The sequence below is a fragment of the Rothia koreensis genome (genome assembly GCF_052232265.1).
In the GTDB taxonomy this organism is placed as follows: domain Bacteria; phylum Actinomycetota; class Actinomycetes; order Actinomycetales; family Micrococcaceae; genus Rothia; species Rothia koreensis.
The window spans coordinates 1,327,319-1,348,012 of record NZ_CP197643.1; the positions used below are offsets into that span (position 1 = coordinate 1,327,319).

A 20,694-nucleotide genomic window follows, 5' to 3' on the forward strand; every position below is an offset into this window, starting at 1 on the left:
AGCCGGTCAGTGCGCTCCCACGGCGGTGAACACGGCTCGAACGGTTTTGCACAGCACGATGATGTCACCGATGACGGACCAGTTTTCCACGTAGTACAAGTCCAGCCGGGTTGACTCCTCCCAGGAAAGGTCGGAGCGGCCCGAAACCTGCCACAGGCCGGTAATGCCGGGTTTGACCAGAAGGCGGCGGTGGACATCCTCCTCGTACCGACGAACCTCATCGTCCAGGGGCGGGCGCGGGCCGACGAGAGACATGTTGCCCGTCAGCACGTTCCACAGCTGGGGCAACTCGTCGAGCGAATAGCGACGCATGAATCGCCCGACACGGGTTACTCGCGGGTCGTCCGCGATCTTGAACAGAACTCCCTGGCCCTCGTTCCGGTCCATGAGTTGGGCCTTGAGCTCCTCCGCATTGGGGACCATCGAGCGGAATTTGTACATCGAGAACGTGGAGCCGTGGTGCCCCACGCGCTTCTGGGCGAAAAACACCGGCCCCTGCGGGGAATCCAGCTTGACCACGAGGGTCAGCACTGCCAGCAGGGGTGAGAGCAGCAGCAGCCCGAGCGCACTTCCGACGATGTCGAGCAGGCGTTTGACGAATGCGGCGGGACCCCGCATGCGGGGCGTCGACACGTGAATCAAGGGAAGGCCATTGAGCGGTTGCGTATGGAAACGCGGTCCCGCAATGTCCGTGAGCGCGGGGGCCATCATGAGGCCGACATGCTCGTCGGCGAGCAACCACCCCAGCTTGCGCATGTTCCGCGGCCAGATGAGATGCCCGGTCGACATGGCGACGACGTCGATCGCGTGCTCCCGCACCACGCGCAAGATTTCCTCGGGGTCCGTGCTGTGCCCCAGCAGAGGGACGTCGCGGTGAGCGGCAAGTTTCTGCGCATCGGGCAGACCTGCGAAATAGATGCCCGCGGGAACGTAACCGTAATTGCGGGCGCCGTCCATGGTCTCGACCAGGTGCGCCGTGGACTTGGCATCGCCGATGATCAGGGCTCGGATCAGGGCCCGCCCCAGAGTGCGGCGTCGAACGATCCACGTCCGGAACATGAGCCGCTGCATCAACAGCAAGAGGATGCCCAGGGGAGCGGCGATCAACACGTACCCACGTGCCAGCTGGGCGCCGACGGCGTAGGCAAGAATCGCGATTGCCGCGAAGACCGCCAACGAGGACGTGACGACTTTCCGGTATTCGTCATTGCCGGCTCCGAGGATGCGCGAAGTGCGTGCGCCCCCGAGCCACAGTGTGACCCACCAGATGACTCCGAGGCCCGAGGAAATGATGCCGTACGCGATCGGATCGTTGCCCCTGATGGGCAGCGTTTCATCGAGGTCCGTGCCGAACCGAAGTGTCTGGGCGACGAACACGGCGATCGCGATCGCGTCCGTAACGGACAAAACCTGGACGGCCTTGGTGTTCCACGTCATTCGGTGAGCCCGAGGCGACGCCGTCGACGCCTCGGCCACCGAGCCGGCCGCCGAATCAGAATCCCCCGAAGCGATGGCCACCGGCACTTTTTTTGGGCGCGCCTGAGCCCCTCATTGTCGTCATTGTCAGCGGATCCCCCTACCGCAACATGTCGAAAGGCAACAGATCGCCGTGTTCGTGCGAGACGGCGAAAAATTACCGAAGAGTATGCATCGCTACTATAGCCCGACGTCGTTCGAGGGGAGGGGTCCGTCCACTATGTAGTTGGTTACTTTCGAGTAATGATGCGGGACCACATTGTCGTCCATCGGGACGCAGACTTCGAGCGCCCCCTGCGCTTCGGAGACAAACAGTCCCGGATCGTTGCAATCCGCGATGCCGATGGTCGGTATTCCGGCCGAAGCGGCGGCTCCGGCCCAACCGTGGTCCGCCACCACGAAATCAGGGCGCGAATCTCGGGCGGACAGCTGCTCCAGCACCAGGCGCATCGGGTGGGGGAAGTGAGTATGCGCCAGCGAGCCGTACTGCTGGAACATGACGACGTCGTTGATCTGGCGGATGTCGCCCCCGTCGAACGCCATGCCCTCCTCGATACCGATCACGGAGGCGCCGCCTTGGCGGGCGGCGTCGGCCATGTGCTGGTAGATCGGGAACAGGCCCGCAGGATGACCTGTGGCGAACAGGATGGCATCTCCGGCCTCCACGGCCTGGCGGAAGCGCTCGCGGTAGCGGTTCAGGGCGCGAAGGCACAGGTCTGTCCCGATGGTGTCCTGGCCTTCGACGTGACTTCGGTCGGCGACGATGCCGCACCGCGTGACCATCAGGTCGAAGACCTCGTCCCAGCTCCACTCCCGCGTGAGATCGACTCCGAATTCGAGGTGTTCGTTGCCGTCGAGAAAGCCGGTGATGTGAGCGAGGTTGACCTCTCGAGCGGTAGCGACCTCGCCCGTGATGCGAGTCGTCTCGAGGTGCTCGGCCAGGGCGGTCAGGTCTTCGGCGGTCATGCTTCTCCTTCGCGGACGGTGTGACGTAACGGTGTGTACGGTGCTGATCAGTGGCGGCGCAGGTCCTGATACAGGCCTGCGGTTCGTCGAGCGGCGTCGTCCCACGTCAGCGTGCGCGCGTGGGCCAATCCGGAGGCGGACAGCCGCTGCAACAGGTCGGGCGATCGCGCGGCACGGACGAGTTCCCGGGCCCACGCCTCGGGAGTCCGGTACCCGACGAGGATTCCGGCTCGTCCGTCGTCCACGGCGACTCGCAATCCGCTGACGTCCGAGGCGAGGACCGGAGCGCCCGAGGCCTGGGCCTCGAGGGCAACCAGGCCGAAAGTTTCCGAGGAGGAAGGGCACGCGACCACGTCGCACCGACGGAAGGCCTCCGCGAGCTGTTCCCGGTCGCTGGCCGGCACGAAGAGGCAACGGTCCAGGATCCCGCGTTCGCGTGCCAGGGCGCGAAGGGAGGACATGTAGTCCTCCGGCGCTGTTCCCCGGATTTCCAGGCGGATCGATGGAACGTGTTCCGCCGCGAGGGCGACGGCCTCGATCAGGATTTCAGGGCCCTTGAGGGGTTGGGGGCGGCCGGCGAACAGCACGGTGAATGGGCCCGTGGTCACGGCCCCGCGGCGTCTTTCTTCCGACGTGGGCCGGAATATCGCCGTATCGACACCCGGCGGGATGACTCGCAGTCGTTCGGGGGCGGCGTCGTAGAGGTCACGCATTTGCTCCGCCTCGTACCGCGTGTTGACGACCACCGCATCGGCGAGGGCAGTAAGACGCTGTTCGGCCGACGCGCGTTCCTCCAGTTCGGGGTTTTCACCGCCACGCGAGTGCAGGTTCTTGACGCGTGCGGTCGTGTGGAAGGTCAGCACGAGTGGTGCGCTGGTGCCCAACTCCTCGCGGTAGACCGTGGCGGCCTCACCGGAGAGCCAATAGTGGGCGTGAACGATACCGGGGGACAAGGAATTCTCCCGTGCGTACCGTGCGCATGCCCGACCGAAGTCTCCGGTCAGGACGGGCAGGTCCTCCTTGGCCGCGCCCAGAGCCTTGGGCAGGTACAACGTGTGCACGACGACGCCGGGTTCGGGCCGGGCCGTCGCGATCTGCTCCATCGATGGGTCGGGATGCGGATCGTTGGTGACCTCCGCGGGATCGGTCGCGAGGGTGAAGGCCTCGACTCGAAAGCCCTGGGCCGCGAGCGCCCGGGAGAGACACGCGATGTAGACGTTCATGCCCCCCGCGTTGCCGTCGCCCGGCTGGGCCAGGGGAGAGGTATGCATGCTGAAAAGGTGTACTGACTCTTGCTCGCTCGCGCCCGAAATGCCCACGCTCTCAACAGTACGTCACCCGACCGCTCGCTCGCCGGGCCGGGCAGGCGGTCGCTCGACCTCGTCCGGAGTTCACATCATCGGGCGGAGGGCCGCAAGGTGAGAGAATGACCCCATGCCATCCGCAGAACTGAACAGTGGCCCGACCGCGGGCACGTCCGCCGTCCCCGGACCGGGGCAGTCCATCGATTTTCCTGCCGAGCAGGCGCTGCCCGAGCGTGCGGCCCTGATTGATCTGGCGGCGATCGCGTCCAACGTGGCGCGCATCAAGGAACTCGCGGGCACGGCGAAGCTCATCGCGATCATCAAAGCGGACGCCTACGGCCACGGGGCTCTGCCCGTAGCGCGGACCGTCCTGGAGGCCGGGGCCGATGCCCTCGGGCTGGTGCATGTTCGGGAAGCCCTCGAATTGCGAGCCGAAGGGGTATCCGGGCGGATGCTTGCCTGGCTCCACACGCGGGCCACGAATTTCGAGGCGGCCATCGAGCAGGACATCGAGCTGGGCGCGTCCGGGTGGGACCTTGAGGCCGCCGCGGAGGCGGCGTCCTCCGTCGGTGCGCCGGCCAAGGTCCACCTCAAGATCGATACGGGCCTCGGTCGCAACGGCTGCACCATGGAGGAATGGCCGGGGCTGGTCGGGCGGGCCGCACAACTCGAGGCCGACGGCCTGGTCAGGGTCACCGGTATCTTTTCGCATTTGGCCGTCGCCGACGAGCCGGATCGTGCCGAGACCCGGGAGCAGCTCGACAAATTCGACGACGCCGTGCACCAGGCCCGCGCCGCGGGGCTGGCTCCCGACCTGCTGCACGTCGCCAACAGCCCGGGCATCCTGACCGCGGATCGTTATGCCAGGGGCGGGACCAACCGCATGACGGCCGACGCCGTTCGCGTCGGCGTCGCACTCTACGGGCTGTCGCCGATTCCCGGGACTCCGCCTGAGGAATTCGGGCTCACACCGGCCATGACACTGCAGACCTTCGTCAGCTCCGTCAAAGAGGTTCCCGCCGGGCAAGGGGTTTCCTACGGGTTGCGGTACTCGACGTCTCGACCCACGACCTTGGCCCTGATACCCCTTGGATACGGGGACGGCGTGCCGCGGGTCGCCACCGGTGGACCAGTGAGGATCTATCCCTCGGGCGCGGAAGCGGCCACCTACCCGGAGGTTGGTCGGATCGCGATGGACCAGCTCGTCGTCGACCTGGGCCGACCCGGTCTCTCCGACCCGTCCCTGGGGTACCTGCACGCGCCCGTCGTCCTCTTCGGATCCGGCGACAACCCTTCCGTCAATGACTGGGCCGACGCCGCCGGGACCATCAATTACGAGATCGTGACGAGAATCTCCCCGCGGGTCGACCGCATCTATCTGCGAGAGGACAACGCGTGAGCCACACGAACGACCAGTCACCATCCACACGGCCCCAGAAGGCCGAACTCGATGTGCAGCTCGGCAGCCCCGAGGCGACGGCCCGGGTTGCGCACGCGCTCGCGGGGAATCTCCGGTCCGGTGACCTGGTGGTGCTGACCGGGGAGTTGGGAGCGGGAAAGACGACGTTCACCCGGGCTCTCGGCGACGGACTGGGTGTTCGTGGTGCGGTGATCTCCCCGACGTTCGTCCTTTCCCGGATTCACCCGAACGATTCGGAAGGTGCCCGCCCCGGTGGGCCGGACCTGGTGCACGTGGACGCCTACAGGCTGTCCAGCCCGGAGGAGGTCGACGACCTCGATCTCGAGTACACCATGGACCGCTCCGTGACGGTCGTCGAATGGGGCCGGGATCTGGTGGAACACCTGAGTGATTCCCGGGTCGAGATCACGCTGATCCGCTCGCAGGGATCGGATGCGCCGCTGGTCGAGGGCGAGGAGGAGGACCGTGATCCCCGACGTGCCGTCATCTCCTTCATGGGCGACCGGTGGGGCGAGCCGGAAATCGAACAGCTCGTCCACAAAATCCGGGCAGCGGCCGAAGAATAGTTCCTCGCATTAGACTTGGGGCGTGCTCATTCTCGGTTGCGATACATCTTCCATAGCCAGCGGCGCCCTGGTTCGGGTCCCGGTCGTCGATGGCGCCCCGGACGCCGGTCACCTCGAAGTCCTCGGCAGCTTCCGGACCCAAGACACCCGATCGCACGCGGAAGCCATGGCTCCGGGCCTCCGGGACCTCCTGGAGACCTCCGGAATCCGTGGGCAGGATCTGGACCTGATTCTCACTGGGGTGGGTCCCGGACCATTCACGGGACTGCGCGCGGGCATCATGACGGCCAGAGCCATGGGGTGGGCCTGGAAAGTCCCCGTGCGCGGTGTCGTCAGCCTGGACGCCGTGGCCGAGGGCAGTCTTCACGACGCCGCTTCCGCCGGGCACACCGTCTTCGGCGTCGCGACCGACGCGCGGCGTCGCGAGGTTTACAGCGCCGTCTATCACCTGGCCGACGACGCGACCGGCGCCACGGGGTATACGAGGGCTCACGGACCCGTCGTCGGACCTGCCGGGGACTTGGAGCCCCAGATCCCCATGGCCGGTCGCGGTGCCGAGCTCTACGCCGACGTCCTCACCCCCGTGTCCGGACACGACCAGGACGAACCCTTGGCGGAACTTCTGGTCGCCTCCGCGCTGCGCACGGGACTGGACGCGACCCTGGAATCGACATCGCCCCTCTACCTGAGGGAATCCGATGCCCGTGTGCCCGCCGACAGGAAGAAGGCCACCAGATGACCCGGCCCAGCATCGGCCCGCGGCCCACTCCTTCCGTCTCTGATGCCGAAGTCCCGGTCGAGTCCGAGACGCTTCCGGCCGGATACTCCGCTCGCACCGCCGAACTGGACGATCTCGAGGCCGTTCACGAACTCGAATCAGCGCTGTTCCCCGAGGACGCGTGGCCCATCGACATGTTCCTCGCGGAGATCTCCCACCCCGCGCGTCGCTACACCGTGGTCGAAGCAGGCGGAGAGCTCATCGCCTACTCGGGAATGATGGCCGTTGCGGACACGGGGGACGTGCAAACCATTGCCGTTCGACCCGGCCACGAAGGGCGTGGGATCGGCCGATGGCTCATGAACAGAATGCATGAGCAGGCACGGGCCATGGGAGCCGAGACCATGATGCTGGAGGTCCGCGCCGACAACCCCAGGGCCCAAGGGCTGTACACGGTCCTGGGCTACGAACCGATACACGAACGCCGGGGCTACTATCAGGGCGGCGTGGACGCCGTCATCATGAGCCTCGATCTGAGAGCCGGCGCAGACCGCACGGAGGGATCCAACCGTTGACCACCACATCCGCACCGCGCGAACCGATCGTCCTCGGGATCGAGTCATCGTGCGACGAAACAGGTATCGGGATCGTGGCGGGCCGACGACTCCTGACGAACACTGTCTCCACGTCAATGGACGAGCACGCGCGATTCGGAGGCGTGATCCCGGAAATCGCGTCCCGCGCTCACCTGGAGGCCATGATCCCGGCACTGGACGCGGCCCTCGATGAAGCGGGTGTCGGCATGGACGAGGTGGACGCCATCGCCGTGACCAGCGGGCCCGGATTGTCCGGCGCCCTGATGGTAGGAGTCAGCGCCGCCAAGGCGCTCGCGGTCGCCACCGGCAAGCCCCTCTACGCCGTCAACCATCTCGTCGCCCACGTCGGAGTAGGTCTCCTCGAGGACAGCGCGAGTGCTGCCGAAGACACCGAGAGCGAGGCCTCCCTGCTCTCGGGGCTCGGGGCCCTTCTGGTCTCGGGCGGGCACACGGAGATACTCAAGGTCTCGGATATTTCAGGCGATGTGACGCTGCTGGGATCCACGCTCGACGACGCCGCGGGCGAAGCCTATGACAAGGTCGCCCGAGTCCTGGGGCTGTCCTATCCCGGCGGACCCGCGATCGATCGAGCCGCCGCATCGGGGGACCCCCGGGCCTTCACCTTTCCACGAGGGCTGACGGCCGCCAAGTACATGGGAACGGTCCAGGACCCCGGGGGTCACCGTTACGACTTCTCCTTCTCCGGCCTGAAAACCGCCGTCGCCCGCGTCGTCGAGGGCCTCGAGGCACATGACGAGCCCGTGCCCGTCGCGGACATCGCGGCTTCGTTCCAAGAGGCCGTGGCCGACGTCGTCACGTCCAAAGCCATGCTCGCTTGCACCGAAAACGGCATCGATACCTTGTTGCTCGGTGGTGGGGTCGCCGCGAATTCGAGGCTGAGGCAGCTCGTCTCCGAGCGGTGTTCGGAGCACGGAATCCGGCTTGTCGTACCGAAGCTTTCTCTGTGCACCGACAACGGCGCGATGGTCGCGGCGTTGGGAGCACGACTCGTGCAGTCGGGTGTGGCACCCAGCGGACTCGACTTCACCGCGGATCCGTCGCTGCCAGTCACCACGGTGTCCATCGGGTCCTGACCGGGAGAAGAGCGCCCGGAACAGGATCTGCGATCCGATCCGGCCCGGTCGGACAGATTGATCGGGCTAGGAATCCCGGTATCCGTACCGCGTCAGATCGACCGTGTCACGGACCACTGCCCTGAGATCGTGGTCGTTCTCCTCGAAGACACGGCGCTGGCGCTCGTACCCCGGTCCGCGTTCGATCATCCGGTGCACACCGGCCAGCTCCGCGGCGCAGTCGAGGTCCTGGGCAATGGGCTCGAGCCTGGTCACGAGGTCGGTGCAATGCTCACGGAGGGGCAGGACCGTTCCGGCGGCGTCGGCGATCACGGTGGCGTCCAGTCCGTACCGTGAAGCCCTCCACTTGTTCTCCTCCGAGAGCCACCGGGGCATGAGCTCCACGTGACCGCCGTCCTCCACGGTGCGGGAGACTTCCTCGACGATGCACTGGGTCAGGGCAGTCATCGCCCCGATTTCCTCCGTGGTCGCCAGCCCGTCGCAAATTCTCATCTCGACTGTTCCGTACCGGGCCACGGGACGGACGTCCCACCGGTTCTCCGATTCCTCGGCAATAATTCCTGCACCGATCGACCGGTCGATGTAGTCCTCGTACTCGGACCATTTCTCGAACGGGTACGGAATTCCGCAGGTCGGGATCTGCTGGAAAACCATGGCCCTCTGCGAGGCATAGCCGGTATCCACGCCCATCCAGTACGGAGAGCTGGCCGACAGCGCCAGGAGATGGGGATAGTAGTTGACGAGCTGGTTCACCGCGGGGAGAGCTTTGTCGCGGGAGTCGATGCCCACGTGCACGTGGGTTCCGTAGACCAACATCTGCCTGCCCCAGTACTGGGTGCGCTCGAGGACCTTCTGGTACCGGTCCTTCTCCGAAACCGGCTGCTCGCTCCATTGGGCATACGGATGCGTCCCCGCCGAGTAGAGGTCGACTCCCAGGGGATCCGCTTCCGCGCGGAGTGCATCGGCCAGCCGAGTGAGCTGGTCCATCGCATCGGCGACCGTGGGGCACACGCCCGTGACCGCCTCGACGGTATTGGACAGGTACTCCCGCGTGATCTGCGGCGCGAGGCCCTCGGGATCAATGAATTCCGGGTGGGAGGACTCCAGGGCCCGGATGAGCTCGGCGGCTGCCGGAAGGAGATCGCCCGATTCCCTGTCGGCGAGGGCAATTTCCCATTCGACGCCGAGGCTCGACTGACCGGAGCTGGAAAAAGTGATCATGGTGGTCCTCCCGTGTCGGGGTCAATTCATCTTAGCGGGGAGGGCGGCGAACGGTGCAGCGTATATCGCCCGGACGACACGCGGCTTCACGCGGAATCCAAGGCCTGCCCCGGCGCGGTGTCACGGGTGCGCGCGGCGAACCACGAAGGCCGCTCGGTGCTCCGAGTCGGGGGACTCCCACCGAGTGAGGATGAGCGTCGCGTGGTGATTGCCGGCCGGCTTCTTCTTTTTCGAAGAGTTCCCGGCGAGCAACTGACGTCGCAACGTTTCCGGGACGACGTCGACCCCTCGCTTCTTGATGGTCAGACCCGTGATTCCGTTCTCCCGGACCCAGGTTCTGAGCGCTTTCGTGCCCATCGGCAGAATTTCGTCGACGACCCAGCAGGTGGCTCCGGCCAGGTCTTCGCACCGGTCAGAAGCAAAATAGGCGATCCGGGGGTCGAGGAGGTGACCTCCGACCTGGGACACCAGCTGGTCAACGAGGCCGGCCCGAATGACCGCGCCGTCGGGCTCGTAGAGGAAATCAGCCGGGGGACCGACGGGAGGAGCCTCCCCGGCGTCCTGCCCGAATCCGGAATCCGACGTGTACTGGGCCAGGACGTCCGGTTCCAGCGGATCCGCGCCGAGCAGGGTCGCGGAACGCTTGACACCAGGGCGGGCGAGCGCGTTGAACCACAGAACGACCTCGACGACGTCGCCCCCACAACTGACCCACTCGGCCTCGGCATTCTCGGGAATCTCGGACCGATCCATCCCGGGGCCCATTTTGACGCCCATGGGCATTCCCGTCTCGGCCCAGCGACGTATCACGGAGAAGGGAGGCGCGAAGGCCTCCGGATCGAACAGGCGGGAAACCTGGCCGTCCGTGGTGTCCCGACGCGCGGGATCGAGCCACAGCGAACGGATCGCCGTGCCGTCCTGGGTGCGGAGCGACGCGGGATCGAGCTCGGTCACGTCACCCACGCGAACCTCCGACTCATGGTGGACGGAAAGGTTGTGCCGGGCCATCGACGCGGTATCGGGATCGATGTCGTAGGACATCACCGGGAGACCTTCGCTGAGAAAGGCTGCCGAGTCCGCCCCGATGCCGCAGCCCAGGTCGGCGACCGGCCCGGCGTCGGCGTCCCGAAACCTTCGGGCGTGCCACAGCGAGACGGCACGGCGCGTGGCCTGTTCCAACCCGGAACGGGTGAACAGCATGCGCTGGGCGTCCTCCCCGAACTTGGACCGGGCCTGCACCCGGAGTTTGGCCTGGGTCAGCATGTCGGAGGTCTGCTCCGGAGTGAAGCCTCGTTTGCGGAGGGAGCTCGAGAGGGCCAGTGCGTCGCTTTCGCGGTATTCCATCCGGTCCAGGGCGGAGAGCTGATCGGGGGTGAATGAATGCGTCACGCGACCACTGTATCGGCCGTCAGCGCCACCCCGGTCGGCGTCATCCTTACCGCTGAGGGCGAAACCTGGCACTCGTCTTGACCCTCTGCTAACCCTCCGAATAGAGTCATGTTTAGCACTCTGGCAGTCAGGGTGCTAAATGGGCCTGGCGCTCAATCGGCACCGCGACGACGGTTGGCACGCCCTTCACGGCTCACGCCAAGAATTGATCCATCCAAGGAAGAAGGTCACTCATGTCCGTCTCCATCAAGCCTCTCGAGGACCGTATCGTCGTTCAGCCCATGGAGGCTGAGCAGACCACCGCATCCGGCCTGGTCATCCCGGACACCGCCAAGGAAAAGCCCCAGGAGGGCAAGGTCGTGGCGGTTGGCCCCGGTCGTGTCGATGACAAGGGCAACCGCGTCCCCGTCGACGTCCAGGAAGGCGACGTCGTCATCTACTCCAAGTACGGCGGAACCGAGGTCAAGTACTCGGGCGAAGAATTCCTCGTGCTCTCGGCACGTGACGTGCTGGCCGTCGTCGAGAAGTAAGACTTCGGCGAACCCGCACTTTTCTAGACCTGTGTAAGGAGTCATGTAGTTCATGGCAAAACAGTTGGAATTCGACGACGCAGCCCGCAAGGCCCTCATGGCCGGCGTGGACAAGCTCGCCAACACGGTCAAGGTGACTCTCGGACCCCGCGGTCGCAACGTCGTTCTGGACAAGCAGTGGGGCGCTCCCACGATCACCAACGACGGCGTCACGATCGCCCGCGAAGTCGAGCTTGACGATCCGTACGAGAACCTCGGCGCGCAGCTGGCCAAGGAAGTCGCCACCAAGACCAACGACGTGGCAGGTGACGGCACGACGACTGCTACCGTTCTCGCTCAGGCCTTCGTCAACGAGGGCCTGCGCAACGTGGCCGCCGGTGCGGCACCGAGCGAAATCCGCGCGGGCATCGAGGCGGCCGTCAAGGCCGTGTCCGAGCGTCTGCTCGAGAACGCCCGCGAGGTCGAGGGCGCCGAGGTCGCGCACGTTGCTGCTATTTCGGCCCAGTCCGAGCAGATCGGCGAGCTCCTTGCGGAAGCATTCGAGAAGGTCGGCAAGGACGGCGTCATCACCATCGAGGACGGCTCCTCGACCGAGATCGAGCTGTCCGTGACCGAAGGCATGCAGTTCGACAAGGGCTACCTGTCGCCGTCGTTCGTGACCGATGCCGAACGGCAGGAAGCTGTCCTCGAGGACTCGGCCATCCTGATCTATCAGGGCAAGATTTCGGCCATCGCCGACCTCATGCCCCTGTTGGAAAAGGTTGTTCAGGCGAAGAAGCCGCTGACCATCATCGCCGAGGACGTCGACGGCGAGGCCCTGTCCACCCTGGTGGTCAACAAGCTCCGCGGAAACCTGAACGTGGTGGCCCTCAAGGCACCCGGCTTCGGCGACCGTCGCAAGGCCATCATGCAGGACCTGGCGGTCCTGACGGGCGGAGAGGTCATCACGAGCGAGCTGGGAATCACCCTGGATTCCGTGACCCTCGAGCAGCTCGGGCAGGCCCGCCGCGTCACGGTGACCAAGGACAACACGACCATCGTGGACGGCAACGGCTCCGCCGATGACGTCGCCGAGCGCGTGGCACAGATCCGCTCCGAGATCGAGCGCGTGGATTCCGAATGGGATCGCGAAAAGCTCAAGGAGCGCCTGGCCAAGCTGTCCGGCGGCGTATCCGTGATCAAGGTCGGAGCTGCGACCGAGGTCGAGGCCAAGGAGCGCAAGCACCGTATCGAGGACGCCGTGTCCTCGACCCGGGCCGCGCTCGAAGAAGGCATCGTCGCCGGTGGCGGATCTGCCCTGGTCCACGCGGCCAAGGCGCTCGATTCGGACCTGGGGCTCCAGACCGAGGGCGCGCGGACGGCGGTCGACATCGTTCGACGCTCCCTCGTGCAGCCCTTGCGCTGGATTGCCGACAATGCCGGGGAGGACGGCTACGTGGTCGCGTCTCGCGTCCAGAGCCTCGACGCCGGCCAGGGGTACAACGCCGTGACCGGAGAGTACGAGGACCTGATCAAGGCCGGCGTCATCGACCCGGTCAAGGTCACTCGTTCCGCGCTCGAGAACGCGGCGTCCATCGCTTCGATGGTCCTGACCACGGAAACTCTGGTTGTCGACAAGCCGGAGGAAGAGGAAGAGGCCTGATTTCGGGTCCTCACCCCAACGCCCCCGTGCTCTCTGTGAGAGCGCGGGGGCGTTCCTGTGTGTGAGGGGTCATGCCACGATTTAGTTGCAATGCAATGTATCGTCTCTTCTGGCCATCTCGCGATGGCGAAATGCTCGGGTTCGTCGCCGCGTGGCGCGTGCCGCGCGGCGCGTGACGCGGGTCGTTGGCCGACGCTGGAGTCCACCCTGAGGGCGGACGTTCCGGCGTCGGACGGTGGCACGTGACACGTTCTCGGGTCTCCTCGAGGGACCCGAGTGGCGAGCCTGAGCACGGGTACAAAATTTTGCGCGCCAGACGAATAGGATGAAAACTCGTGTCTGCCCGCGGGTCGCTCGTATCCGCTCCACGGACGTCCGTGACCGAGCGCTGGGCTACGGGCCGACCCGCAAACCGATACCGATCGCTGGCATCGCACGAATCAACAAGAACACCGCCTCTGCCGAGGCCGACACAGGATCTTGAATGACTGAATCGAACGGGACGACAGGACAGGTCCCGCCCCCGGAAGGCGGCCAGGCCCCAGAGGCCGCACCTCGCAGAAAGAGGGCTTTCCGCCCCGAAATCCAGGGACTGCGCGCCTTTGCCGTGCTCCTGGTGGCGATCTACCACATCTGGTTCGGCCGGGTGTCCGGCGGCGTCGACGTCTTCCTGATGATTTCCGCGTTTCTGATGACCCTGTCCTTCACGGGCAAGATCGAGCGCGGAGTCCGCATCGGCTGGACGGAACTGACCAAGTACTGGTTCCACGTCTTCAAGCGCATCATGCCGCTTGTCGCGATCATCGTGGCGGGTTCCCTGGTGCTGACCCGGCTGTTCATGTCTCCGGATCGATGGCTGTCGATCATGCACGAAGCATTCTCCGTGACGTTCTATTACGAGAACTGGTTCTCGATCGTGAACGCCGTGGACTACTACGCGTCGGACTCGGGTGCAGCCTCGCCACTGAGGCATTTCTGGTCCCTGTCCATCCAGGGCCAGATCTTCATCATGTGGCCTCTGCTCTTCGCGCTCGGCAGCCTTCTGGTCCGCAAGATGGGGACCAAGGTCCGGCCGGTTCTGGCGACCATCTTCGCCGTCGTCTTTGTGACCTCATTCGCTTTCTCGGTCTACTACACGTACTCGAACCAGACCGCGGCCTACTTCAACACCTTCGCCAGGCTCTGGGAATTCGCGATGGGTTCTTTGGCGGCCATCGTGCTTCCCTGGATCCGTGTTCGCACCGGCGTGGCCGCGATCCTGAACTGGGTCGGCCTGCTGGCCATTCTGACCTGCGGCGCCCTCCTGGACGTCGAGGGCCAATTCCCTGGCTTCATCGCCCTGTGGCCCACACTGGCTGCGAGCTTCATCATCATTTGCGGGCAGTCCACCACCAAGTGGGGAGCCGATCGCCTGCTCAAGTGGAAGCCGCTGGTCTGGCTCGGCTCCAACTCCTACGGCCTGTACCTCGTCCACTGGCCGCTGCTGGTGTTCTATCTGACCATCACGGGACGGGAGAAGGCCGGGTTCTTCTCCGGCGTCGTGCTCCTGGCGCTCTCCATCGGCCTGGCGTACGTGCTGACGAAGTTGGTCGATACCCCCATCCGCAAGTGGAAGTGGGCCGAAACCAAGCGGTGGCGTGCTGGTGTGGTGATTCTCGGGTGCATCGCTCTCGGGGTCGGATCCGTTCTGGCGTGGCAGGCGCGCATCGCCTACGTGACCCACAAGATCGAGGCCAACGCCGACAAGAACAACCCGGGCGCCGAGATCCTTGATCCGGATTACACCTACAAGGGCGACGACAATCCTGGGCTGCTTCCGACCGCACTGACCCGGAGCAACGACTTCGCCGAGGTCAACGGTCTGGGGCAACAGTGCGACAAGGACAAGGACTTCAAGAAGGACATGCACGGCCTCTCCGGGGGAGAGTGCTACCGGGTGGTCAAGCAGGACCATCCGAGCAAGCACGTCGTCGCGGTGGGCAACAGTCACACGGAACAGTGGATGACCGCTCTGAAGCAGAAGGCCCAGGACGACAACTGGGACCTGACCTTCGTGCGACACCCCGGCTGCTTCTTCACGAGCACGCAGGACAACTGGTTCTCGGGTGCGTGCCAGGAATGGCTCCCGCAGGCGGAGGACGCCATCCAGGACTGGCACCCGGACAACCTGGTCATCCAGTCCACCTTCTCCAGCTATGACGGCGCCGCCGAAGGCATCCGCGAGGGCACCGAGGACCAAGTGCGCAAGTGGACGAGCGAAGGCGTCGGCGTCATCGGCATCAGGGACAACGCACGCTTTGCGCAGTCCCACACGGAATGCGAGAACAAGAACAGCTTCGAGGACTGCACCTTCCCGCACGCGACGGCCGGGACCGAGGACCCGACGTCCGCGTGGCGCACGGAGATCCCCGGTTACGGGTCGTTGGACATGGACGATCTGGTGTGCCCCGACGGGGCCTGCCCGCCCGCGGTGGGCAATATTTACACCTACATCGACGACAACCATCTGACGGCCACCTACGTGCGCAGCATGCAGAAGTTCTTCGACCAGAGGTACGACGACGCTGCGCAGGTTTCCGAGGATGCGATGGCGCAGGCGGGCGGGCAACCCTCCTGACCTGAGTACGACTATTTGCGGCCGCGCCGGAAGCCTCGCGGGCTTCGGGTGCGGCCGCAACTACGGAATTTCCGGACCGGCGAGTACAATTCACCTGTCCAGCGCCTCCCTTCCGGGGAGGAGCATCAGTCGTGCAAATCCTTGCGGGTTTGCAATCGCACCGAACTGAGGAAAAACCGTGCCCTCGCCCAGGCAAGTCAAGGGGTCCACCGCGCCGTGGCACCGACGTACCCCGCGCCAACAGAACACAACGCTCCGCAAGCGCGGGTTCCGCCCCGAGATTCAGGGATTGCGGGCCTTCGCCGTCGTGCTGGTCGCCGTCTACCACGTCTGGTTCGGGCGGGTGTCCGGCGGCGTGGACGTTTTTCTGCTCATTTCCGCGTTCCTCATGACCACGTCCTTCGTGGGCCGCATTCAGAGGGGCGCCGCACTGGGGTGGCACGAGGTGACCCGGTACTGGGTGCATGTCTTCAAACGCATCGTCCCGTTGGCCGTGGTGACCGTTGTTCTGACCCTGCTCGGGTCGAGACTCTTCCTTGGGGCCGATCGGTGGGTCCCGGCCATCCGGGAGGCCTTCGCCGTCCTCTTCTATGGCGAGAACTGGTACTCGATCAGGCACGCGGTGGATTACTACGCCTCGGACTCCGAGGCGGCCTCGCCCTTCCGCCATTTCTGGTCCCTCTCGATCCAGGGCCAGATCTTCCTGGTCTGGCCGTTGCTGTTCTGCCTGACGAGCCTCATGGTTCGTCGCCTGCAGGCTCGGGCCCGCAGGATCCTGGCCCTGATGTTCGTAGTTATTTTGTTGGGCTCACTGGCTTATGCGGTGCACCAGACCGCCGTCGACCAGAGCGGTGCCTACTTCAATACCTGGGCTCGGCTGTGGGAGTTCGCGTTGGGTTCCCTGCTGGCGATCGTCTGCACGCGCATCACCATCCGTGGCCCACTCGCCGCTGTCCTGTCCTGGACAGGCATGGCCGCCATCCTGCTCTGCGGCGCGCTCCTGGACGTGCAGGGCAAGTTCCCCGGAATCGTCGCCCTGTGGCCGACCGTGGCCGCGTGCCTCGTCATCGCGTGCACGCCGTCGGGCACGCGCTGGGAGCCGAAAGAATTCTCACCTGGAAGCCGTTGGTGGTCCTGGGGTCGGCGTCCTACGCCCTCTATCTGGTGCACTGGCCTCTATTGGTCTTCTACCTGGCCGTCACGGGGCAGGAAAAGGCCGGATTCTTCGCGGGAACGGGGTTGCTCACGATGGCGACGGCGATTGCGCTGGTCCTGACCCGAGTTGTCGAACGACCACTGCGTCGCTGGTCATGGGCGGACGCGCGGCGCCGGCGAGGCCTGCTCGTCATTGCAGCGAGCATGCTCCTGGCCGTGGGGCCGGCCTGCGTGTGGGATGCCCGCATCGCCTCCGAAGCGCGGGTCGCCCAGACCGAAGCCGCGAACAACAATCCTGGGGCACGGGCTCTCCTTCCGGGATTCAGGTACGAAGGGGCCGACGACGCCGCCATCCTCCCGACGCCGGCCCGGCGTCCCGACGACTGGTCGTGGCAGGTGGTCCGTGGGACGCCATGCCGCGACGTCGATCCGCCGTCAGCGCTGAAAGGACTCGAGGCCGACCAATGCCTCACGTACCACCGCCCCGATCGACCGAGCCGGCACGTCGTCGCGGTGGGCAACAGCCACATGGAGATGCTGCTCCCGGCGATCGTCGATGCCGCCCGGCGCAACGGGTGGGCCCTGACCTTCGTGCGTGCACCGGGGTGCGAATTCACGAGCGTGGCCCTGAACAACAGGATTTCCGCACCATGCGGGCAGTGGATGAGGCGCGCCGAAGCGTACATCGGCGCTCACAAGCCCGATGTTCTGCTGATGCTGGCCACACACTCGACCGTCGGTGGGGAAGGCGAGGTCGTCCGGCCGGAGACACAACGGCAGGTTGAGCGGTGGACTCGGCGGGGCATCGACGTCGTGGGCGTGCGGGACGTGCCGCGTTTTGCGGAGAAGCATGCCGACTGCGAGGCCCGCAACGGGATCGCCGGCTGCGCGTTCCCGAGCCCCATGGGGCAGACCAATCCGACCGCGGAATGGGCGCAACAGATCCGCGGGTTCGCGCCGCTGGATCTGCTCGACCTGGTCTGCCCTGACCGCAGCTGCCCGGCGCAGATCGGCAACGTCTACACATACCTGGACAACAACCACCTGACGGCGACGTACGTGGACTCGATGAAGCACATGGTGGGGGACAGGCTCGATACCGCGATGCGGACCGCGAGCTCCCGGTGACCTTCGCGCAGCCGGCCGCATGGTCTCCGTCACCTGGGCGGGCACGGGGGAGCGTTCGGGTTGCCGAACGTCCTATGATGAGAGGCAACAGCTCGGGGCGCCGAGAGGCTCGTACCGAGACGCGCGACGTGAAAGGTCCCATTCTCTTGACCCAGCCCACAGCCCTGTCCGATGACCCCTTCGGCCTGACCGGTCTGACCTACGACGACGTCCTCCTGCTTCCCGGGAACACGAGCGTCAACCCCTCGGACGCGGACACGACGACGCGGCTGTCCAGGAGGATCAGCCTCAAGTCCCCGATCATCTCCGCCGCGATGGACACCGTGACCGATTCCCGGATGGCCATCGCCATGGCCCGGCTCGGCGGTATGGGCGTGATTCATCGCAACCTTTCGATCCATGACCAGGCGGAGCACGTGGACCGCGTCAAGCGGAGCGAATCCGGCATGATCACCAACCCCGTGACCATCTCGCCGGACGCAACTCTGCGTGAGCTCGATGATCTGTGCGGCCACTACAAGGTCTCGGGGCTGCCCGTCGTGGACAGCGACGACAAGCTCGTGGGCATCATCACCAACCGGGACACTCGGTACCTTTCCGAGCAGGAGATCGAATCGCGATCCGTCGCCGAAATCATGACGAAGATGCCCTTGGTCACCGGCCACGAAGGCATGACCAAGGACGAGGCCTTCGGTCTGTTGGCCTCCCACAAGATCGAGAAGCTGCCGCTCGTCGACGACCAGGGACGACTGACCGGTCTCATCACCGTCAAGGACTTCACCAAGACCGAGCAGTACCCCAACGCGACCAAGGACGAGGAGGACCGGCTGCGGGTCGGTGCCGCAGTGGGATTCTTCGGTGACGGTTTCGAACGGGCCATGACCCTGGTCGACGCCGGTGTGGACGCGTTGTTCATCGACACCGCCAACGGACATTCGCAGGGCGTGCTGGACATGATCGCCAGGTTGAAGAAGGAGCCGTCCGCCGCGCACGTCGACGTCATCGGCGGCCAGGCGGCCACGCGCGAAGGGGCGCAGGCCATCGTCGATGCCGGCGCGGATGCCGTGAAGGTCGGAGTGGGCCCCGGGTCGATCTGCACGACCCGCATCATCGCCGGCGTCGGCGTCCCGCAGATCACCGCGATCAACGAATCGGCCAAGGCCACGATCCCCGCCGGTGTTCCTCTCATCGCCGACGGAGGCCTCCAGCACTCCGGAGAGATCGGCAAGGCCATGGTCGCGGGCGCCGACTCCGTGATGCTCGGATCCATGTTGGCCGGTTGCGATGAATCCCCGGGCGACCTCATCTTCGTCAACGGGAAACAGTTCAAGGCCTACCGCGGGATGGGGTCACTCGGAGCCATGCAGACCCGTGGCAAGAAGGCCTCTTTCTCCAAGGACCGCTACTTCCAGGCGGACGTCAAGAGCGAGGACAAGCTCATCCCTGAGGGCATCGAAGGCCAGGTCGCCTACCGGGGACCCCTGTCCGCGGTGCTGCACCAGCTCGAGGGCGGTCTGCGCCAGACCATGTTCTACGTGGGCTCGATGACCATCGAAGAGCTCAAGAACAAGGGCAAATTCGTGCGAGTGACGCCGGCCGGTCTCAAGGAATCGCATCCTCACGACATCATGATGACCGTCGAGGCCCCCAACTACCGCCGCTGACTCGGCCACGCCCGTGCAGGGGCGTACGGAAGGAAGATCTTGACCAACGACATCGAAATCGGGCGCTCCAAACGTGCCCGCCGGACGTACTCGCTCGACGACGTCGCCCTCGTGCCCGCCCGGCGCACGAGGGACCCGCGGGACGTCAACACCGAATGGCAGATCGATGCCTTCAAATTCGCGACACCCGTTCTGGGTGCGCCCATGGACTCGGTCATGTCGCCCGAGACCGCTATCACCCTGGGCAAACTGGGAGGCGTCGGCGTTCTCAATCTCGAAGGTCTCTGGACCAGGTACGAGGATCCCGAACCGTACCTCGACGAAATATCCTTGTTGGCCCGTGACGACATGTCGCATGTGACCCGTCGCATGCAGGAGATCTACGCGGAACCCATCAAGGAGGGGCTGATCACCGAGCGGCTGGCCCAGATTCGGGACGCCGGCGTGGTGGTTGCGGGATCCCTGACCCCGCAACGGACCCAGGAGTACTACAAGACGGTGGTCAATGCCGGCACGGATCTTTTCGTGATCCGTGGGACCACGGTCTCCGCCGAGCACGTGTCCCAGAATCAGGAACCGCTGGATCTGAAGAAGTTCATTTACGAGCTCGACGTTCCGGTCATCGTCGGGGGAGCCGCCGGTTACACGCCCGCTCTCCACTTGATGCGGACGGGCGCCGCGGGTGTTCTCGTGGGCTTCGGCGGGGGCGCGACCACCACGACCCGCAGGGCACTGGGCATCCACGCGGCCATGGCCTCAGCTATCTCCGACGTCGCCGCCGCGCGCAGCGACTACCTGGACGAATCGGGCGGACGGTATGTGCACGTCATCGCCGACGGCGGCCTCGGCCAGTCCGGCGACATGATCAAGGCCATGGCCATGGGCGCCGACGCCGTCATGATCGGGGCGCCCCTGGCCCGAGCGAAGGAAGCACCCGGACGCGGCTACCACTGGGGACCTGAGGCACACCACCACGAGTTCCCCCGGGGAACCCGGACTCCCATGAACCAGGTCGGCTCGCTCGAAGAGGTTCTTTACGGCCCGTCGCACCACGTGGACGGAACATCGAACCTCATGGGCGCCGTGAGGCGTGCCATGGCGACCACCGGTTATTCGACGCTCAAGGAATTCCAACGGTCCGAGGTTGTCCTGACGGGACGCCCCCAATACTGAACGACCCATGGACCGGGCGCCGCGACGAGGTTGCC

17 protein-coding genes are annotated in these 20,694 nt (G+C 65.5%); 12 read left to right on the forward strand and 5 right to left on the reverse strand.

The genetic code is table 11. From position 1 onward, the window contains the following. Nucleotides 1-6: 6 nt before the first annotated feature. From ACTSLZ_RS05860 to ACTSLZ_RS05870, 3 genes are all read right to left on the reverse strand, one after another. Nucleotides 7-1,518: a sugar transferase gene (locus ACTSLZ_RS05860; protein ID WP_443095992.1), complete on the reverse strand. Its 1,512-nt coding sequence runs from the start codon at nucleotides 1,516-1,518 to the stop codon at nucleotides 7-9. Between the two features lie 138 nt (nucleotides 1,519-1,656). Next, entirely contained in the window at nucleotides 1,657-2,442 is a 786-nt protein-coding gene (locus tag ACTSLZ_RS05865) for a phosphatase (protein WP_443095993.1), read from the reverse strand. Nucleotides 2,443-2,489: 47 nt separating this feature from the next. Then, a complete protein-coding gene (locus tag ACTSLZ_RS05870) occupies nucleotides 2,490-3,713 on the reverse strand; it encodes a glycosyltransferase (protein ID WP_443095994.1) in 1,224 nt (407 codons plus the stop codon). 163 nt (nucleotides 3,714-3,876) lie between these two features. Here ACTSLZ_RS05870 and alr point away from each other — a divergent pair, with 163 nt between their 5' ends. The 5 genes from alr to tsaD are packed head-to-tail and all read left to right on the forward strand — an operon-like array spanning nucleotide 3,877 to nucleotide 8,140. Continuing rightward, entirely contained in the window at nucleotides 3,877-5,145 is a 1,269-nt protein-coding gene (gene alr, locus ACTSLZ_RS05875) for an alanine racemase (RefSeq protein ID WP_443095995.1), read from the forward strand. After that, complete coding sequence (gene tsaE, locus ACTSLZ_RS05880) at nucleotides 5,142-5,732, forward strand: tRNA (adenosine(37)-N6)-threonylcarbamoyltransferase complex ATPase subunit type 1 TsaE (protein ID WP_443095996.1); 591 nt, start codon at nucleotides 5,142-5,144, stop codon at nucleotides 5,730-5,732. Before alr ends, tsaE begins: the two co-directional genes overlap by 4 nt. Nucleotides 5,733-5,754: 22 nt before the next feature. Continuing rightward, nucleotides 5,755-6,471, forward strand: a complete 717-nt coding sequence (gene tsaB / locus ACTSLZ_RS05885) for a tRNA (adenosine(37)-N6)-threonylcarbamoyltransferase complex dimerization subunit type 1 TsaB (RefSeq protein ID WP_443095997.1) — start codon at nucleotides 5,755-5,757, stop codon at nucleotides 6,469-6,471. After that, nucleotides 6,468-7,025 (forward strand): ribosomal protein S18-alanine N-acetyltransferase, encoded by a 558-nt coding sequence (gene rimI / locus ACTSLZ_RS05890; protein ID WP_178979549.1) that lies wholly within the window; start codon nucleotides 6,468-6,470, stop codon nucleotides 7,023-7,025. The genes tsaB and rimI overlap by 4 nt, the downstream gene beginning before the upstream one ends. Next, nucleotides 7,022-8,140, forward strand: coding sequence for a tRNA (adenosine(37)-N6)-threonylcarbamoyltransferase complex transferase subunit TsaD (gene tsaD, locus ACTSLZ_RS05895; protein WP_443095998.1), 1,119 nt, complete (start codon nucleotides 7,022-7,024; stop codon nucleotides 8,138-8,140). Before rimI ends, tsaD begins: the two co-directional genes overlap by 4 nt. 66 nt (nucleotides 8,141-8,206) lie before the next feature. Here the strand turns inward: tsaD and ACTSLZ_RS05900 are convergent, their stop codons facing one another. Further along, the gene (locus ACTSLZ_RS05900) at nucleotides 8,207-9,361 is read right to left on the reverse strand and encodes a glutamate--cysteine ligase (protein ID WP_443095999.1); all 1,155 of its coding nucleotides are present in this window, start codon (nucleotides 9,359-9,361) and stop codon (nucleotides 8,207-8,209) included. A 120-nt stretch (nucleotides 9,362-9,481) separates the two neighbouring features. Next, nucleotides 9,482-10,750 carry a THUMP-like domain-containing protein gene (locus ACTSLZ_RS05905; protein ID WP_443096000.1) on the reverse strand — a complete coding sequence of 423 codons (1,269 nt, stop codon included), beginning with the start codon at nucleotides 10,748-10,750 and terminating at the stop codon, nucleotides 9,482-9,484. A gap of 233 nt (nucleotides 10,751-10,983) precedes the next feature. On the opposite strand from ACTSLZ_RS05905, the gene groES reads away from it, so the two are divergent. The 7 genes from groES to ACTSLZ_RS05940 all read left to right on the forward strand — a co-directional run bounded on the left by groES (nucleotide 10,984) and on the right by ACTSLZ_RS05940 (nucleotide 20,659). Continuing rightward, nucleotides 10,984-11,280, forward strand: a complete 297-nt coding sequence (gene groES, locus ACTSLZ_RS05910) for a co-chaperone GroES (protein ID WP_443096001.1) — start codon at nucleotides 10,984-10,986, stop codon at nucleotides 11,278-11,280. Nucleotides 11,281-11,332: 52 nt separating this feature from the next. Continuing rightward, nucleotides 11,333-12,922, forward strand: coding sequence for a chaperonin GroEL (gene groL, locus ACTSLZ_RS05915; protein WP_129313948.1), 1,590 nt, complete (start codon nucleotides 11,333-11,335; stop codon nucleotides 12,920-12,922). 484 nt (nucleotides 12,923-13,406) lie between these two features. After that, nucleotides 13,407-15,539, forward strand: a complete 2,133-nt coding sequence (locus ACTSLZ_RS05920) for an acyltransferase family protein (protein ID WP_443096002.1) — start codon at nucleotides 13,407-13,409, stop codon at nucleotides 15,537-15,539. Nucleotides 15,540-15,717: 178 nt separating this feature from the next. After that, the gene (locus ACTSLZ_RS05925) at nucleotides 15,718-16,815 is read left to right on the forward strand and encodes an acyltransferase family protein (protein WP_443096003.1); all 1,098 of its coding nucleotides are present in this window, start codon (nucleotides 15,718-15,720) and stop codon (nucleotides 16,813-16,815) included. A gap of 83 nt (nucleotides 16,816-16,898) precedes the next feature. Next, entirely contained in the window at nucleotides 16,899-17,822 is a 924-nt protein-coding gene (locus ACTSLZ_RS05930; RefSeq protein WP_443096101.1) for an SGNH hydrolase domain-containing protein, read from the forward strand. A gap of 146 nt (nucleotides 17,823-17,968) precedes the next feature. Then, nucleotides 17,969-19,486 carry an IMP dehydrogenase gene (guaB, locus tag ACTSLZ_RS05935; protein ID WP_238692230.1) on the forward strand — a complete coding sequence of 506 codons (1,518 nt, stop codon included), beginning with the start codon at nucleotides 17,969-17,971 and terminating at the stop codon, nucleotides 19,484-19,486. A 39-nt stretch (nucleotides 19,487-19,525) separates the two neighbouring features. Further along, nucleotides 19,526-20,659: a GuaB3 family IMP dehydrogenase-related protein gene (locus ACTSLZ_RS05940; protein ID WP_129313952.1), complete on the forward strand. Its 1,134-nt coding sequence runs from the start codon at nucleotides 19,526-19,528 to the stop codon at nucleotides 20,657-20,659. Nucleotides 20,660-20,694 lie beyond the last annotated feature (35 nt).

What these genes read in the sequence shown, in the direction of transcription:
- ACTSLZ_RS05865 (WP_443095993.1), bottom strand. Translation starts at nt 2,442, where the DNA reads ATGACCGCCGAAGACCTGACCGCCCTGGCCGAGCACCTCGAGACGACT.
- ACTSLZ_RS05870 (WP_443095994.1), bottom strand. Translation starts at nt 3,713, where the DNA reads ATGCATACCTCTCCCCTGGCCCAGCCGGGCGACGGCAACGCGGGGGGC.
- alr (WP_443095995.1), top strand. Translation starts at nt 3,877, where the DNA reads ATGCCATCCGCAGAACTGAACAGTGGCCCGACCGCGGGCACGTCCGCC.
- rimI (WP_178979549.1), top strand. Translation starts at nt 6,468, where the DNA reads ATGACCCGGCCCAGCATCGGCCCGCGGCCCACTCCTTCCGTCTCTGAT.
- ACTSLZ_RS05900 (WP_443095999.1), bottom strand. Translation starts at nt 9,361, where the DNA reads ATGATCACTTTTTCCAGCTCCGGTCAGTCGAGCCTCGGCGTCGAATGG.
- groES (WP_443096001.1), top strand. Translation starts at nt 10,984, where the DNA reads ATGTCCGTCTCCATCAAGCCTCTCGAGGACCGTATCGTCGTTCAGCCC.
- groL (WP_129313948.1), top strand. Translation starts at nt 11,333, where the DNA reads ATGGCAAAACAGTTGGAATTCGACGACGCAGCCCGCAAGGCCCTCATG.
- ACTSLZ_RS05920 (WP_443096002.1), top strand. Translation starts at nt 13,407, where the DNA reads ATGACTGAATCGAACGGGACGACAGGACAGGTCCCGCCCCCGGAAGGC.
- ACTSLZ_RS05930 (WP_443096101.1), top strand. Translation starts at nt 16,899, where the DNA reads ATGCTCCTGGCCGTGGGGCCGGCCTGCGTGTGGGATGCCCGCATCGCC.